Source organism: Bradyrhizobium sp. Crot121 (genome assembly GCF_059512385.1).
On the sequence record NZ_JCAMOR010000070.1, the window covers coordinates 29,429 to 43,078 of the forward strand.

Here is a 13,650-nt window from a genome sequence, read left to right on the forward strand (position 1 = left end):
GACACTGGCGGAAATTTCCTCCTACCTTCCGCGCGTCGGGAGGAAATTAGCCATGTCCGAGGACGCCGTCTCCACCATCGAAACCGCCCCACTCGCCCCTGAGCAGGAAGCCCCGGAGATCATCCGCGAGCACCCGGACGGGGTGTATTTCGGCATGGACGCCGACGAGTACCACGACGATACCGCGCTCGGCTCGACCGACATCCGCAACCTGCTGATCCATCCGGCGCAGTATTGGTGGAATTCGTGGATGAACCCGGTCAGCGAGCGCCGCGAGACCGACTGGAGCACCTGGGGCTCCGCCTTCCACGCGCTGATCTGCGAGGGCCGCAAGGCCTTCGAGGAGCGCTACTACCGCGGCCCGGCGAAAAGCGACTTTCCCAACCTGATGGTGACGATGGAGCACATGAAACGCTGGCTCCAGCTGCGCGGCTTTGCGACCACCGGCAACAAGGACGCTCTGATCAAGCGCGTGCTCGCGGCAGATCCCGACGCGCCGGTGTGGGACGAGATCGTCGCCAAGGCCGAGATTTTGGCCGAGGGCCGCATCGTCTTGAAGCCCGAGGTCTACGACAGCGTCTCGCTGTCCTCGATGATGATCACCAAGAACCCGTCCTGCGCCAACGCCTTCACCAACGGCTATCCCGAGGTCTCGGTGTTCTGGACGCGCAACGGCATTCGCCTCAAGGCGCGCTTCGACTATCTGCGCTTCAAGGCGGTGGTCGATCTCAAGTCATTCCGCAATTGGCGTGACAAGCCGATGGACATCGCCATCTTCCAGACGATCGCGGCGCACCGCTACGACATTCAGGGTGCGCACTACATCGAGGCACGCCGGCAAATCCCGACGCTGGTCGAGGCCGGCGCTGTGTTCGGCAAGGTGTCCTCGGCATGGCTCAAGCGGCTCGTTGCGACCAAGGACTTCCGCTACGTGTGGATTTTCTATCACGCCGAGAACGCGCCGATTGCCAAGCGCGTCGATTACTTCCCCGAGGCCGACTACCACGAGGCCGCCGAGCGCGAAATCCGCCTCGCGCTGGAGCGCTATCGCCGGCACCTCGATGTGTTCGGCACCGACATCTGGGTCGACGTCTCCGAGGCCCACAATCTCACCTCAGAAGATTTGCCCTCATGGATGGGGATGGGCACCGCATGAACACCCAGGACTCACGTTACTACGAGAACACCGACCTCGCCGCACGTGTCGCCAATCGCGCCATGGAGGTTCTTCTGAACCGCCTTGCGGCTGCGCAGGGGCTCGACCACGACGACGTTCAGTCCATCGTCTGCGGCGCGGCCATCCGCCTTGCTGCGGTATCGGTCGCGGGCGGCTCGCGCTGCTGCAAGCCGCACGCGCTGTACAACATCGCGCAGGCCGTCGCCGGTCTCACCGAAGCGCTCTCGGTGGTGATGACCGAAGATCACAAGATGACGGTGTTCGAGCTGCGTGAAGCGATGACCGCCGGCATCGATCAGGCGCGCGAGTACCGGCCATGACGAAGCTGACTGACATCGATGTGATGGTTCACCACGCCACCAGGAACGGCGACGGCTCGCTGAAAGCGATCTTGGTCTCAACGGACGGCGACCGCGACAACGCGGTGTGGTTGCCGGCCGCCGTGGTCGAGCTCAACAGCGGCGACGAGTTCGGCAAGGCCAACATCACGCTGCCCGAGCGCATGGCGATCGACAAGGAATTGATCTGATGCTCGCCCGCGTGATCGATTTTGAGACTGCGACCGGCGACGAGAAGAACGATGCCGTGCTGGAATTTGCCTACACGGATATCGACTTCCGCCGTGACGGCCATATCGAGCATCCGGTGGCGGGCTTCGTCGATCCTGGCATGCCGATCTCGCCGATCGCCCGTGGCGTGCATCACATTACCGATGATGAAATCCGCTTGCGCGGTTATGTCGAGTTCGACTGGCAGCGCCGCCTTCTCAACGACAACATCAATTCGCCCGACGTGTTCGTGGCGCATTTCTGCGAGTTCGAGCGCCGGTTCTTCGATCCGGACGGCTTGCGCTGGATTTGCACGCGCAAGGTCGCCCGCCGGCTGTGGCCCGACGCGCCCAACCACAAGAACCAGACCCTGCGCTACATGCTCGGCCTGGATGACATCTTGGGCGCCGAGTTTACCGAGCGGGCAATGCCGCCGCATCGCGCCGGTCCCGACACATGGGTTACCGCGCACATCTTCTTAAAGCAGGTGCAGATCGCGCTCGATCGGGGCCACCCGATTGAGCGCGTGATCGACTTCTTCGTCAAATGGACTGGCGAGCCGGTGCTGCTGCACGGCCCGATCCGGTTCGGCAAGCACAAGGGCAAAGAGTGGACGGCTGTCCCGCTCGATTATCTCGAATGGATCATCTTCAAGGCCGACGAGATGGACGAGGACACCAAGTTCACCGCCCAACACCACTATCACGAGCGCACGAAAGGAACTGTCTGATGTCTCGAAAGCAAACCACCGCGCTCGCCGAGCGTACCATCGGGAGCGAGCACCGGGAGTTGGCCGTCCCCAACCCGATGAACGTCGCGCTGATGCCGCGCACCTTCGAGGAAGCCATTCAGCTGGCCAAGGTGATGGCGGAAGCCGGTAACGCGGTCTCGCCCGCCTTCCGGCGCAACGTTGGCGGCTGTTTCTCGGTGATTCAGAAGGCCGCGCATTGGGGTTTTCTGCCGTTCGATCTGATCGCCGACGCCTACATCGTCAACAACGGCATCGTCGCCTATGGCGGCAAGACCATCAACGCGGTGATCAACATGACGCCGCATGTGCTGTCGGACATTGAGGTCACCTACGACGGTGAAGGCCCCGATCTGGTCTGCACCGTGGCGGCGTTCGTCAAGAGCAAGAACCCCGAGAACAAGCAGGGTGTGCGGCGCATCTACACCTCGCCGAAGTTCAAGGACATCAAGGTCAAGAACTCGCCACTGTGGACGTCCGATCCGCGCACTCAGTTTCACTATTTCTCGGTGCGCGCTTGGGGGCGGCTGTGGATTCCGGAAGTCCTGATCGGCGCCTACACGCCGGAGGAGATCATCTACGGCGGCGTCACCGACGCTGACCGGATCGCAGCGATCGAGCACAGCCAGGGCGACGTGCTCGACGATGACCCGATCTCCGACGACGACGAACCGTCGCCGGCCTCGCCGCTTGGCGCCCGCCTCTCCTACAAGTTGGAGAGCTGCAACAATGAGGATGAGTGCAAGGCGATCCAACTGACCTTCCAGCCGGAAATCGATCTGCTCAAGGACGAGGACCGTCAGGACATCCGCGACCTCTATGCCGTCCACCTCAAGCGGGTGCGCGGTCAGATCCCGGTCGAGGAGGCGATGACGTTCTCCCGCTCGTTCCGCGAGGTCTGACATGGAGGTCAGAGCCATGCGCCGCTGGCCCACTCGGAAGAACCCGGACTGACAATGACAAGCTGGTCGCCGCAACAGGAGGCGGCGCTGAAAGCCGTCTCCCGCTGGATCAAGGACAAGAAGGCCAATCAGGTGTTCCGACTGTTCGGTTATGCCGGGACGGGCAAGACCACGCTGGCGCGCGAGTTTCGCGAGCAGGTCAAGGGTCGCGTCAAGTTCGGCGCCTTCACCGGCAAGGCGGCGCTGGTGCTGCGCTCCAAGGGCTGCGTTGGCGCCTCCACCATTCACAGCATGATCTACAAGCTGCAGGATGAAATCGGCGGCCAGCCCCGTTTCGTGCTGGATAAGGACGCCCCGGTCAAGGATGCCAAACTCGTCATCATCGACGAATGCTCGATGGTCGACGAGGAGCTTGGACGCGATCTCCTGAGCTTTGGCGTCAAGGTCCTGGTGCTCGGCGATCCGGCGCAGCTGCCACCGGTCAAGGGCGCCGGCTTCTTCACCAACGCCAGCCCCGACATCATGCTGACCGAGGTTCACCGGCAGGCGCGGGAGAACCCGATCATCCACCTGTCCATGAAGGTGCGCAGCGGCGATCGCCTCGACTATGGCGGCTTCGGCGACAGCCGCATCGTCTCGCGCGAGGACATCAGCGCCGATGACGTGATTGCGCACGATCAGGTTCTGGTCGGCCTGAACAAGACGAGGCGGATGTACAACGACCGCATCCGCCAGATCAAAGGCAAGGACAGCGGCCTGCCGCTTCCGGGCGACCGGCTGGTCTGCCTGCGCAACAATCGCGAGAAGGGCCTACTCAACGGCGGCATCTGGAGCGTTGGCGATGTCCTGAAGATGCGCCGCAACGCCATCGAAATGCGGCTGCTGCCCGAGGATGCCGGCGTCACCAAGGCCGACGTCTTGGCGCAGGTTCACCCCTATTTCTTCGAGGGTCGCGAGGGCGAGCTTGCGCGCGAGGTGCGCCGGGAATCAGACGAGTTCGATTACGGCTATGCCCTGACCGTCCACAAGTCCCAAGGCTCGCAATGGGGCAGCGTGATGCTGTTCGACCAGAGCCAGGTGTTTCGCGAAGATGCCCGTCGGCATTTGTACACCGGTCTGACTCGCGCGGCCGAGCGCATCACCGTGGTGATGTGATGTGGATCGTGGTCGCCTCCCCGATTGCCGGCGTCGCGCTATTCATGTTCGCGATCGGCTGCGGCGCATTGGTGCGCTGCTTCCGCGTGCCGAAGGAAACCGCGCAGTTTTTCCCGGTGTTCGCCCTGACGTGGATTTTTGCATCCGTCCTCGGCGCCATCGCCCTCAAATTCGCAGGCTAAAATTAACATGGCTCGTGTCGCTCCACCGGTGCCTCCGGGATCACTGCTGAAATCCTCCCGACAACCCAGGAGACGCCCTCGCCTCCTGGGCGAGGACAACCAGCGTCGCCCGCGCATGCGGTCGGAGCGGCACTTGGCGTTCGTCCGTCGGTTGCCCTGCACATCCTGCTTAAGGGAGCCGGCGGGCGAGGCCGCCCATATCCGCTCCGGCAGCATCGAATACGGCAAGCCGCCAACCGGCATGGGCGAAAAGCCGAGCGACCAGTGGACCGTACCGCTCTGCCACGACTGCCATCAGAACCCAAAGGCCGGACAGCATTCCATGAACGAGATGGAGTTCTGGCGACGGCTCAGCGTCAACGTGTTCGGTCTTGCGCTCACGCTGTGGTCGCTCACCGGCAAGCACAAGGCCGCGCGCCGCGCCGTGATCGACTTTCGCAATTGGAAAAGGGCTTCCTGATGCCCGAGTATCACGTCTACGGACAGGTCACCGGCACCAAGTATCTCGGCAAGTTCACGGCCGACACGCCGGAAAAAGCGGTCGAAGCCGCCATGGAAAAGATGGGCGGCCCGGTCACGCTCTGTCACCACTGCACCGCGCAGGTCGAGGACGCGCAGGTCGTCGACGCCACGGCGGAGCCGGCGCGATGAATTCGACGGTTCGCGCGATCATCGAGTCCGTTGCGACCGAGTTTACGGTGCCGGTGGAGCGCATCACGGAAAAATGCCGCAGCCCGCGCGTGGTGCGGGCGCGCATCGAAGCCGTGCGCCGCATCAAAGCCAGCGGCAAATATTCGACACACCAGATCGCCGCCATGCTCAACCACGACCACACGACCATCCTGTTCTATCTCGGCAGGCTGTCCTGCAAGAGCCCGAACGCCCGGCTGACATGGCGCCGGCCCAAGATCAGGCACCTGGGCCATCGCGGCTGCAAGCATTGCTATGTCCCGGTCAAGCCACGGCAAAAACCCGTGAAGAAGGTCAAGCGCCGTCTCTATCTCATCCCCTATGCCGGCGCCGATTTTTCCCAGTACAGGTTCAAGGAACGCCCGTGCCATGGATAAAGGCCAGGTCCAAGCCTATCCCCTGCAATGGCCGGAAGGCTTTCCACGCACCAAGGTCCGCGAGAAGAGCCGGTTTTCGACCACACTGGCCAAGGCGCTGGGCAACGTCGAAACCTCGTTACGCCTGTTCGGCAAAGAGAGCGGCAAGAAGATCGAGAACATCGTTCTGTCCTCGAACGTGACGCTCGGCGCGCAGCGGCCTGCCGATCCCGGCATCTGCTGCTGGTTCGTATGGGACAACACCTCGATCGCGATCCCTGTCGATCGCTACCAGACGGTCGAGGCCAATCTGCAAGCCGCGCATCACATCCTCGAAGCCCGTCGCACCGAACTGCGGCACGGCACACTTGCCCTGGTGCGCGCAACCTTTGCCGGCTTCAAAGCCCTGCCCTCGCCCAAGGGCAAGCACTGGCGTGAAGTGCTCGGCATCGAGCCCGCCTCCGATGTCAATCGCGAGATGATCGAACAGATTTTCAAGCAACTGGCAAAGCGGCATCACCCCGACGCCGGCGGCTCAACTGAGGCATGGCACGAACTCAACAAGGCGCGATTGAATGCGCTTCAGGAGATTACCGAATGACGACCTGGATTACGGCTGACAGCCATTTCGACCACAACAACATCATCACGCTCTGCAACCGGCCGTTTGCGTCGGTGACCGAAATGAACATTCAGATGATCCAGCGCTGGACCCAGTTGATCAAGCCTGATGACGACGTCATCCACCTCGGCGACTTCGCCTTTGGCGATGGCGCGGCCATCTTCCATCAGTTGCCCGGAAACAAGCACCTCGTCATCGGCAACCACGACAATAAAGGCGCCAAAAGCCTGACGTGGCAGAGCACAACCAAATACAAGGAATTCAAGACCGGCGAGAACAACCAGCGCGTGGTGCTGTTCCATTATCCGATTGAGGACTGGAACGGCATGACCCGCGGTGCCGTGATGCTGCACGGCCACAGCCACGGCCGCTCGCGCAAGGTCACCGGCCGGCTCGATGTTGGCATGGATTGCCACAACTTCGAGCCGATCAAACTCTCCAACGCCATCTCGATGGCCCAGCGCGTGGTGGGCCAATGATCCCAATACGCATCAAGGGTTCGACCCATTATCTCGGCGCTCCGAAAGGTTGGGACCCTGACAAGGATGGTCCCTGCCTGCACCTGGCGGTGCGCGCCAGCGCCGACGGTACTCGCTGGGAAAGTGCATGGGAGCCTACCCCTGACGAACTGAAGGCCCTCAACGAGGGCAGCCCCGTCATCCTGCGCGTCGTCGGCGGCCAACCGCCGGTGATGCTCTACGTCGAGCCGTACAAAGAGGAGTCGTCCCGATGAAACTGAAAGCCCAAGCCGGACAGTTCTCCAGCATCGTCGGCAGCGCGGTGCTGCTGCTCGAGCCCGACGGCAAGGCCTTTGGCCAGCTGGCTATGATCGGCCTGTCCACCGACCTGACCACCAGCCAGCGGAAGAGCGTCGTCGAGCAAGCCGCCAAGCTCCTGGATGGCAAGATTGAGATCAAGGATTAAAGCCATGAAGTTCGAGATCGTCGATCCGAACGCGCGCGCCACCAAACTCGTCGATGTCATCGATCTTTGCGTGGCTCAGCGCGTGGCCGGTCTCAATCCGGGCAGAACCGATCACGGTACGCTCTGGCTTGGTCTCAGCATTGTCGTCGACGAGGACAGCCTGTTCGCGCCGGCCGACACGCTGGGCTACTTCGCGCTCAATTTCCGGCTCTATGCCGGGCCGGCCGTGCTCCATTCCCATGACGAAACGGGCAAGACCTGCGATCTCCCGTCCGAAGTTTCTCCGATATGGATCAAGGACGCCGCCGAGGCCGAGAGCCTGATTCAAGCCGGCCTGCTTGAGCGTCCGCAGCTGGCGATCGATGGCGAGGTGTTCTGGCAATGGCCGCAACCGAAACCTGATCTGACCGAATGGGTCAACCGCGTCACACAGGCAAGCCGGCAACGCCCCATCGTCATCGATCGCGACACCATCATTCGAAAGGTCTGACCGTCATGGTGAACAAAGTCATTCTCGTCGGCAATGTCGGCAAAGACCCGGTTATGCACACCACCGGTGATGGCCGCAAGATCGCACGCTTCTCCATCGCCACCAGCGAGCGCTGGAGGGACAAGGACACCGGCGAGCGCAAAGAGAAAACCGAATGGCACAACATCGTCGTGTTCAACGAGAACCTCGCCAAGGTTGTGGAACAGTACGTCAAGAGGGGCAGCAAGCTCTACGTTGAAGGGTCTATGGCGACCAGAAAATACGAAAAAGACGGGGTGACGCACTACAACACCGAGGTCGTGCCATCGGCTTACCGCGGCGAGATCACGCTGCTCGACAAGAGCGAGGGCGGCGGCAGGCCGACGCCCGACGAGAGCGACTACGGCACCACGCGCTCGCGCGATGATTATGGCAACGGAAGCCGCGGCAAGCCGTCGGCCCGCAACGACATGGACGATGAAATCCCGTTTGCTCCGGAGTTCCGGTGACCGTATCGAGCGAGTCGAAGATGCCGCGCCGGCAGTCTGCCATCAACTCCACCGACATCGAGCGCGTGCTGCGCGCCGCCAAGCACGCCGGCGCGGCTTACGCCGAGGTGCGCGCCGATGGCAGCGTCCACGTGTTTTTCGAGCGCGCGGAAGCCCTTCCCCCCGGTGAGGAAACGGAGGGAAATAAACCCGCTTCGCACGGCGTTGAATGGACTTTTTCCGCCCCGAGCAAGGCTTTGCGCCGCGCCGGCGACCATTGATAGCGGGGGAAATTTCAGCCACCACTTGCGCATTGGCAGGGAAAATCCCCGATGCGCGATCCCAACCCCGACTGCCCCCGCCGCGCCGATGATGCGCGGATGCACCTGTACTTCGACCGCTCCGGGCCGCAGCGAAAGCTGCGCTGGTACGTCAGGCTCAGCCGCAAGGGCCGCAGGATCGGCATTGCCGAACAGTACGGTACACCCGAGTTCGATGCGGCTTTCGAGGCGGCAGTCAAAGCCCTCGGAGGAACTGTACAAATGCGACGTCTGGAATTCGAGCGTCACGATGGCCAGCCGGAACGGCGCTATCTTCATGCCGATGTCTCTCACCGCGGACAGCTGCGCTACTACGTGCAGCTGCGCGACAAGCTGCCGAAGATCCGTATCAGGGGCGAGTATGGCAGCGAGGCCTTCAACCGCGAGGTCGAGAAGGCGATCGTCGAGCAGATTTCGCTCTATGGCAACGAGACCGACTATGTGCGGGCGCAGAAGCAGCGCTCTGCTCCGCGCAAGATCATCACAACGCCGCCCGTCGAGGGCACGCTGCGCTGGTACTGGGTACTCTACAAGGCGTCCGATCACTGGCTCGGCTGCGAGCAGCTGGGCCTGCGCGGCTTCTCGGAGTCGACGCGCACGCAGCGCACCGGCCTGATCGAAAGCCTGCTGGAGGAGAACGGCGAAAAGCCGTTTTCGCTGCTGACCAGGGATGTGGTCCGCACCGAGATGAAGTTGCGCACGCCGACCCAGGCCGGCAACCTGCTCTCAGCCCTGCGCGCGATGATCCGCTGGATGATCGACGCTGGTCACCTCAAGGAAGAGGACGACCCGACCGTCGGGCTCAAATCCGGCAAGTCGCGCGCCTCCCGCGAGAGCGGCGGCTGGGTGCCGTGGACCGACGAGGACATGGCCAAATTCCGCCAGAGGTGGCCGCTCGGCACCATGGCGCGGCTGATGTTCGACATCCTGCACTACACCTTCCTGCGCGTCGGCGACGCGGCGCAGTTCGGGCCGAAGCACCTGCAGCCCATGGTGAGGCAGACGGTGGTGCAGATCGCGACCGAGAAGAGCCAGGGCCGCACCACCGTCACGGTGCCGGTGCATCCGGATTTCGCCGCCAGCCTGCGCGCCGCACGCGCCGCCGGCATCCTCGGCGAGGAGACCTTCACCGGCAAGATCGTGAAGGGCAAGACGCTGCCGATCGGCAAGAAGTCGTGGGCCAAGAAGTTCAAGACCTACGCGATCCTGGCCGGCGTCAACCAGCCCAAGAAGAACTGCCATGGGGTGCGGAAAGCGCGGGCCGAGGTCGCGGCCTATGCCGAATGCACCGAGGCCCAGATGATGGCGATGTTCGGCTGGACCGACCCGAAGATGCCGGCGCACTACATCGCCAAGGCCCGGCGGGAGAAGCTCGGAATCACGGGGATGCAGCGGATCGTGGCTTATGACCAATCCACAGGGTCGGACCTGCTGTCACTCACGAACGGACTGGGAACGGGAATGGAGAACAAAGTAGTAACCATTCCCCCAAATCGGAGTAACTTTCTGAAAAAAGCTGAATGATTTCAATGCGAATCGTGGGGGTGGTGCGCTCGGAGGGACTCGAACCCCCACGATTTTACTCACTGCCACCTCAAGGCAGCGCGTCTACCAATTCCGCCACGAGCGCTTGGGATGCCGGAGGGAACCTAAAGGGCGCGCCGCCGGATCGACGGCGCGGGATGTAACAAATCGGAAGGTGGGGGACAAGCCGATAAGTGGCCTATCAACTACCTAACATCCGGGGATTTCGGCAGCATTTGCTTGACCTCGACCGCGATCCGGTTGCGGTCGACCAGCACCACGCCGCTGGCGATCGGCAGGTTGTTGGCGAGGATCTTCACCTCGTCGGCCTCGGTGGCATCCAGTTCTATGATGGCACCGCGGGAAAGCCGCATGACCTGGTGGATGGGCATGGTAGTGGTGCCGAGCACCACCATGAGATCGACACTGACTTTATCGAGGGTAGGCACTTTTGAACCGCCAAACCGGGATTAGATTGTGGTTCCACCTGACCACGTGATGGTTAGCCAATGGTTAATGTCCGCCAAGACCTTGATTTGACGATTTTCGCGCACCCAGACGGCGGCGAAGCCGTGGAATGGCGGATTTCGGATGCCCCGGTGCCCTACCCTGACGCTGTCGCCGCGATGGAATCACGCGTCGCCGATATCGCCGCCGGGAAAGCGCCCGAACTGGTCTGGTTCCTGGAGCATCCCCCGCTCTACACCTCCGGCACCAGCGGCAAGGCCGGCGACCTCCTGGAGGCGCGCTTCCCGATATTCCAGACCGGGCGCGGCGGTCAGATCACTTATCACGGCCCGGGCCAGCGAGTGGCCTATGTGATGCTGGACCTGAAGCGGCGCCGGCCGGATGTGCGCGCCTATGTCGCCTCGCTGGAGCAATGGATCATCCGCACCCTTGCCGCCTTCAATGTCCGCGGCGAGCGCCGCGAGGACCGCGTCGGCGTTTGGGTCAAGCGGCCGGACAAGGGATCAGGATTCGAGGACAAGATCGCAGCGATCGGGGTCCGGCTGAAGCGCTGGGTCTCGTTTCACGGCATCGCGATCAACGTCGAGCCGAATCTGGCGCACTTCTCCGCGATCGTGCCCTGCGGCGTGGTCGACCCACGCTACGGCGTCACGTCACTGGTCGATCTCGGCCTGCCGGTGACGCTCACCGATGTCGACGTCGCGCTCCGGCAGGCCTTTGCCGAGGTGTTCGGCGAAACTCAAGCGCGACTGCTGGAGACGATTCAGCACGGGGCCGCGCACGACCTCACATGATCGCACCTACACCGTCGCCAGCACCGAGAAAGCCTCCCCTGCCTCGCGCAGGTTGAGCAGATCGGGGCGGCCGGCCTCGTCTTGCACGGCATCGACGCGTGCTGCGGTCGGCCCGCGCCGGCACTCGGCGATCATTCCCGACACGACCGCCTCGGGCCCGGCGAACACCGCTTCGACGCTGCCGTCCCGGCGGTTGCGCACCCAGCCATCGAGCCGCCGCAGGTGCGCCTGGTGTTCGACCCAGGCGCGGTAGCCGACGCCCTGGACGCGACCGCGGATCATGACATGACGGATCGTGTCGCTCACTTCTTCAGTCCGAGAAATTCGCTGCCGCGCGCTTTCGTCTCAGCCTCGCGCATCGCACGGCCGGTCAGTTCCGGGGATGGCAGCCCTTTCAGGCTTTTCGGCGACGCGCCCTCGCGCAGCGCCTTCAGCGTCTCATAGACCGCCTGCGTCGCCGCTGCGAACGGCGCATGGCCTTGCAGCGCAATCCGCACGCGCAGGCCCGCGAGATAATCCGGCGCAGCCATCTCCTCCGGCGCACCGCCGAGCACGATCGGCAGTGTCGTTGCCGCGGAGATCTCTTCCAGCTCCGCCTTGACCTTGATGCCGGTGAAGAACAACGCATCGACACCGGTGGCCTCATAGGCCTTAGCTCGCGCGATTGCATCGTCAAGGCCGGTGATCGACACCGCGCCGGTGCGGCCAATGATGACGAGCGATGGATCGCCGCGGCCGTCGAGCGCCGCCTTCATCTTGCCGATGCCTTCATCGAGCGGAATCAGTTGCGTCTTGGCCTCGCCAAACGCCTGCGGCAGCAAGGTGTCCTCGATGGTGAGGCCGGCGGCGCCGGCGGCCTCAAGCTCCTGCACCGTGCGGCGGACGTTCAGTGCATTGCCATAGCCGTGGTCGGCATCGACAAGCACAGGGAGAGCAGAGGCCCGTGACATCCGCCGCATCTGCTCGGCAAGCTCGGTCAACGTGATCAGTGCGATGTCGGGATCGCCGAGCACCGCGAGTGAGGCGACGGAGCCGCCGAACATGCCGACCTCGAAGCCGAGATCCTCGGCAATCCGGATCGACGTCGCATCGTAGACCGAACCTGGCCGAACGCAGCCGGTGCCCGCAAGGATCGAACGCAGTGCTTCGCGTCGCGCACGGAAGGTCATGGGAGCTCTCTCTATGTCAGCTTGGGCACGACCCTTTCGCGGAACCGGTATCCACGTTCCGGATCATGCTCTAGGCGAATTCGAGGATCAGCGCGTCGACCGCCAGCGTTGCGCCGGGAGCGGCGTGGACCTTCTTCACCGTACCGTCGCGTTCGGCGCGCAGCACGTTCTGCATCTTCATGGCCTCGACGACCGCAAGCGTCTCGCCGGCCTTGACCTCCTGCCCCTCGCTGACTGCGATCGACACCACGAGTCCCGGCATAGGGCACAACAGCTTCTTGCCGGTATCGGCGGCCGACACCACCGGCATCAGACGCGCCGACGTTGCTTCGGCTTCGGTGAAGACATAGATCGGAACCTCAAAGCCCTGATGCGCGAGGCGGAAGCCGTTGTTGATCGGGCGCACCTGCATCGCCACGAACTGGCCATCGATCGTGCCCTGCCACACCGGCTCGCCCGGCACCCAGCTCGAGACCAGATTGTGCGGATTGCCCGGCAGCCCATCGCTGCCGATGAAGCGGACCGCGATGCCGTCGGCCTCGCGCGCGACGTCGAGCGCGATCTCATCACGCTCGAGCCACACCGCGCGGCGCCGCTCCCGCTGCACCAGTCGGCCATTCATCTGGCCCGAGATCTGCCTCTTGCGCTCGCCGAGCACGTGGTCGATCGCCGCGGCCACCGCCGCCAGCCGTCGCGCGATCTCGCCCTCCGGCGGCCGCGCCGCAAATCCCTTCGGATATTCCTCCGCAATGAAGCCGGTGGAGAGCTTTCCCTCGCGCCAGCGCGGATGGTTCATCAGCGCCGACAGGAACGGAATGTTGTGGCGGATGCCATCGACATAGAACGCGTCCAGCGCGGTCGACTGCGCCTCGATCGCCGCCGCCCGCGACGGCGCGTGCGTGATCAGCTTGGCGATCATCGGATCGTAATGGATCGAGATCTCGCCGCCTTCCTGCACGCCGGTGTCATTGCGGACGGTGACGCCATCCTGGCTCTTCTCGGCCGGCGGACGATATTTCACCAGGCGCCCAATCGACGGCAGGAAGTTGCGGAACGGGTCTTCGGCATAGACGCGCGATTCCACCGCCCATCCCGTCAGCGTCACGTCCTTCTG

General features: G+C 63.3%; 23 protein-coding genes and 1 tRNA gene. 19 read left to right on the forward strand and 5 right to left on the reverse strand.

What is annotated here, in order from left to right; translation table 11 throughout:
- Window positions 1-52 precede the first annotated feature (52 nt).
- The 18 genes from AC5ZGW_RS36675 to AC5ZGW_RS36760 all read left to right on the forward strand — a co-directional run bounded on the left by AC5ZGW_RS36675 (window position 53) and on the right by AC5ZGW_RS36760 (window position 10,105).
- The gene (locus AC5ZGW_RS36675; RefSeq protein ID WP_165435292.1) at window positions 53-1,156 is read left to right on the forward strand and encodes a PD-(D/E)XK nuclease-like domain-containing protein; all 1,104 of its coding nucleotides are present in this window, start codon (window positions 53-55) and stop codon (window positions 1,154-1,156) included.
- Window positions 1,153-1,497 carry a hypothetical protein gene (locus tag AC5ZGW_RS36680; protein WP_130226960.1) on the forward strand — a complete coding sequence of 115 codons (345 nt, stop codon included), beginning with the start codon at window positions 1,153-1,155 and terminating at the stop codon, window positions 1,495-1,497. The genes AC5ZGW_RS36675 and AC5ZGW_RS36680 overlap by 4 nt, the downstream gene beginning before the upstream one ends.
- Complete coding sequence (locus AC5ZGW_RS36685) at window positions 1,494-1,706, forward strand: hypothetical protein (RefSeq protein WP_245474790.1); 213 nt, start codon at window positions 1,494-1,496, stop codon at window positions 1,704-1,706. Before AC5ZGW_RS36680 ends, AC5ZGW_RS36685 begins: the two co-directional genes overlap by 4 nt.
- On the forward strand, window positions 1,706-2,455 hold the full coding sequence (locus tag AC5ZGW_RS36690; protein ID WP_130226959.1) for an exonuclease domain-containing protein: 750 nt from the start codon (window positions 1,706-1,708) through the stop codon (window positions 2,453-2,455). Before AC5ZGW_RS36685 ends, AC5ZGW_RS36690 begins: the two co-directional genes overlap by 1 nt.
- Complete coding sequence (locus tag AC5ZGW_RS36695; protein WP_130226958.1) at window positions 2,455-3,375, forward strand: recombinase RecT; 921 nt, start codon at window positions 2,455-2,457, stop codon at window positions 3,373-3,375. Before AC5ZGW_RS36690 ends, AC5ZGW_RS36695 begins: the two co-directional genes overlap by 1 nt.
- Before the next feature lie 54 nt (window positions 3,376-3,429).
- Window positions 3,430-4,530 carry an ATP-dependent DNA helicase gene (locus AC5ZGW_RS36700; RefSeq protein ID WP_130226957.1) on the forward strand — a complete coding sequence of 367 codons (1,101 nt, stop codon included), beginning with the start codon at window positions 3,430-3,432 and terminating at the stop codon, window positions 4,528-4,530.
- Complete coding sequence (locus AC5ZGW_RS36705) at window positions 4,530-4,712, forward strand: hypothetical protein (protein ID WP_130226956.1); 183 nt, start codon at window positions 4,530-4,532, stop codon at window positions 4,710-4,712. The genes AC5ZGW_RS36700 and AC5ZGW_RS36705 overlap by 1 nt, the downstream gene beginning before the upstream one ends.
- A 115-nt stretch (window positions 4,713-4,827) precedes the next feature.
- On the forward strand, window positions 4,828-5,172 hold the full coding sequence (locus tag AC5ZGW_RS36710; protein WP_496114044.1) for a DUF968 domain-containing protein: 345 nt from the start codon (window positions 4,828-4,830) through the stop codon (window positions 5,170-5,172).
- The gene (locus AC5ZGW_RS36715) at window positions 5,172-5,363 is read left to right on the forward strand and encodes a hypothetical protein (protein WP_130226954.1); all 192 of its coding nucleotides are present in this window, start codon (window positions 5,172-5,174) and stop codon (window positions 5,361-5,363) included. Before AC5ZGW_RS36710 ends, AC5ZGW_RS36715 begins: the two co-directional genes overlap by 1 nt.
- Window positions 5,360-5,779 carry a helix-turn-helix domain-containing protein gene (locus AC5ZGW_RS36720; RefSeq protein ID WP_130226953.1) on the forward strand — a complete coding sequence of 140 codons (420 nt, stop codon included), beginning with the start codon at window positions 5,360-5,362 and terminating at the stop codon, window positions 5,777-5,779. Before AC5ZGW_RS36715 ends, AC5ZGW_RS36720 begins: the two co-directional genes overlap by 4 nt.
- The gene (locus AC5ZGW_RS36725) at window positions 5,772-6,359 is read left to right on the forward strand and encodes a J domain-containing protein (RefSeq protein ID WP_130226952.1); all 588 of its coding nucleotides are present in this window, start codon (window positions 5,772-5,774) and stop codon (window positions 6,357-6,359) included. Before AC5ZGW_RS36720 ends, AC5ZGW_RS36725 begins: the two co-directional genes overlap by 8 nt.
- Complete coding sequence (locus tag AC5ZGW_RS36730; protein ID WP_130226951.1) at window positions 6,356-6,859, forward strand: metallophosphoesterase family protein; 504 nt, start codon at window positions 6,356-6,358, stop codon at window positions 6,857-6,859. Before AC5ZGW_RS36725 ends, AC5ZGW_RS36730 begins: the two co-directional genes overlap by 4 nt.
- Window positions 6,856-7,113, forward strand: coding sequence for a hypothetical protein (locus tag AC5ZGW_RS36735; RefSeq protein ID WP_130226950.1), 258 nt, complete (start codon window positions 6,856-6,858; stop codon window positions 7,111-7,113). Before AC5ZGW_RS36730 ends, AC5ZGW_RS36735 begins: the two co-directional genes overlap by 4 nt.
- Window positions 7,110-7,304: a hypothetical protein gene (locus tag AC5ZGW_RS36740; protein ID WP_130226949.1), complete on the forward strand. Its 195-nt coding sequence runs from the start codon at window positions 7,110-7,112 to the stop codon at window positions 7,302-7,304. The genes AC5ZGW_RS36735 and AC5ZGW_RS36740 overlap by 4 nt, the downstream gene beginning before the upstream one ends.
- A gap of 4 nt (window positions 7,305-7,308) precedes the next feature.
- Window positions 7,309-7,794 carry a hypothetical protein gene (locus tag AC5ZGW_RS36745; RefSeq protein WP_130226948.1) on the forward strand — a complete coding sequence of 162 codons (486 nt, stop codon included), beginning with the start codon at window positions 7,309-7,311 and terminating at the stop codon, window positions 7,792-7,794.
- Window positions 7,791-8,282: a single-stranded DNA-binding protein gene (ssb, locus tag AC5ZGW_RS36750; RefSeq protein ID WP_165435295.1), complete on the forward strand. Its 492-nt coding sequence runs from the start codon at window positions 7,791-7,793 to the stop codon at window positions 8,280-8,282. The genes AC5ZGW_RS36745 and ssb overlap by 4 nt, the downstream gene beginning before the upstream one ends.
- Window positions 8,279-8,542 (forward strand): hypothetical protein, encoded by a 264-nt coding sequence (locus AC5ZGW_RS36755; protein WP_130226946.1) that lies wholly within the window; start codon window positions 8,279-8,281, stop codon window positions 8,540-8,542. The genes ssb and AC5ZGW_RS36755 overlap by 4 nt, the downstream gene beginning before the upstream one ends.
- Window positions 8,543-8,593: 51 nt before the next feature.
- Window positions 8,594-10,105: a site-specific integrase gene (locus tag AC5ZGW_RS36760; protein ID WP_130226945.1), complete on the forward strand. Its 1,512-nt coding sequence runs from the start codon at window positions 8,594-8,596 to the stop codon at window positions 10,103-10,105.
- A 21-nt stretch (window positions 10,106-10,126) separates the two neighbouring features.
- On the opposite strand, the gene AC5ZGW_RS36765 is transcribed toward AC5ZGW_RS36760, so the two are convergent.
- Window positions 10,127-10,211: transfer RNA gene (locus AC5ZGW_RS36765), tRNA-Leu, on the reverse strand.
- Between the two features lie 100 nt (window positions 10,212-10,311).
- Window positions 10,312-10,554, reverse strand: a complete 243-nt coding sequence (locus AC5ZGW_RS36770; RefSeq protein ID WP_028164002.1) for a FliM/FliN family flagellar motor switch protein — start codon at window positions 10,552-10,554, stop codon at window positions 10,312-10,314.
- A gap of 60 nt (window positions 10,555-10,614) precedes the next feature.
- Here AC5ZGW_RS36770 and lipB point away from each other — a divergent pair, with 60 nt between their 5' ends.
- Window positions 10,615-11,367, forward strand: a complete 753-nt coding sequence (gene lipB / locus AC5ZGW_RS36775) for a lipoyl(octanoyl) transferase LipB (RefSeq protein WP_130226944.1) — start codon at window positions 10,615-10,617, stop codon at window positions 11,365-11,367.
- Window positions 11,368-11,373: 6 nt separating this feature from the next.
- Here the strand turns inward: lipB and AC5ZGW_RS36780 are convergent, their stop codons facing one another.
- From AC5ZGW_RS36780 to AC5ZGW_RS36790, 3 genes are all read right to left on the reverse strand, one after another.
- Window positions 11,374-11,673: an acylphosphatase gene (locus AC5ZGW_RS36780; protein WP_130226943.1), complete on the reverse strand. Its 300-nt coding sequence runs from the start codon at window positions 11,671-11,673 to the stop codon at window positions 11,374-11,376.
- Window positions 11,670-12,536, reverse strand: a complete 867-nt coding sequence (locus AC5ZGW_RS36785) for an isocitrate lyase/PEP mutase family protein (protein WP_130226942.1) — start codon at window positions 12,534-12,536, stop codon at window positions 11,670-11,672. The genes AC5ZGW_RS36780 and AC5ZGW_RS36785 overlap by 4 nt, the downstream gene beginning before the upstream one ends.
- Before the next feature lie 70 nt (window positions 12,537-12,606).
- Window positions 12,607-13,650 (reverse strand): biotin/lipoyl-containing protein (locus tag AC5ZGW_RS36790; protein WP_496114045.1); only part of this gene is annotated, 1,044 nt, incomplete at its 5' end.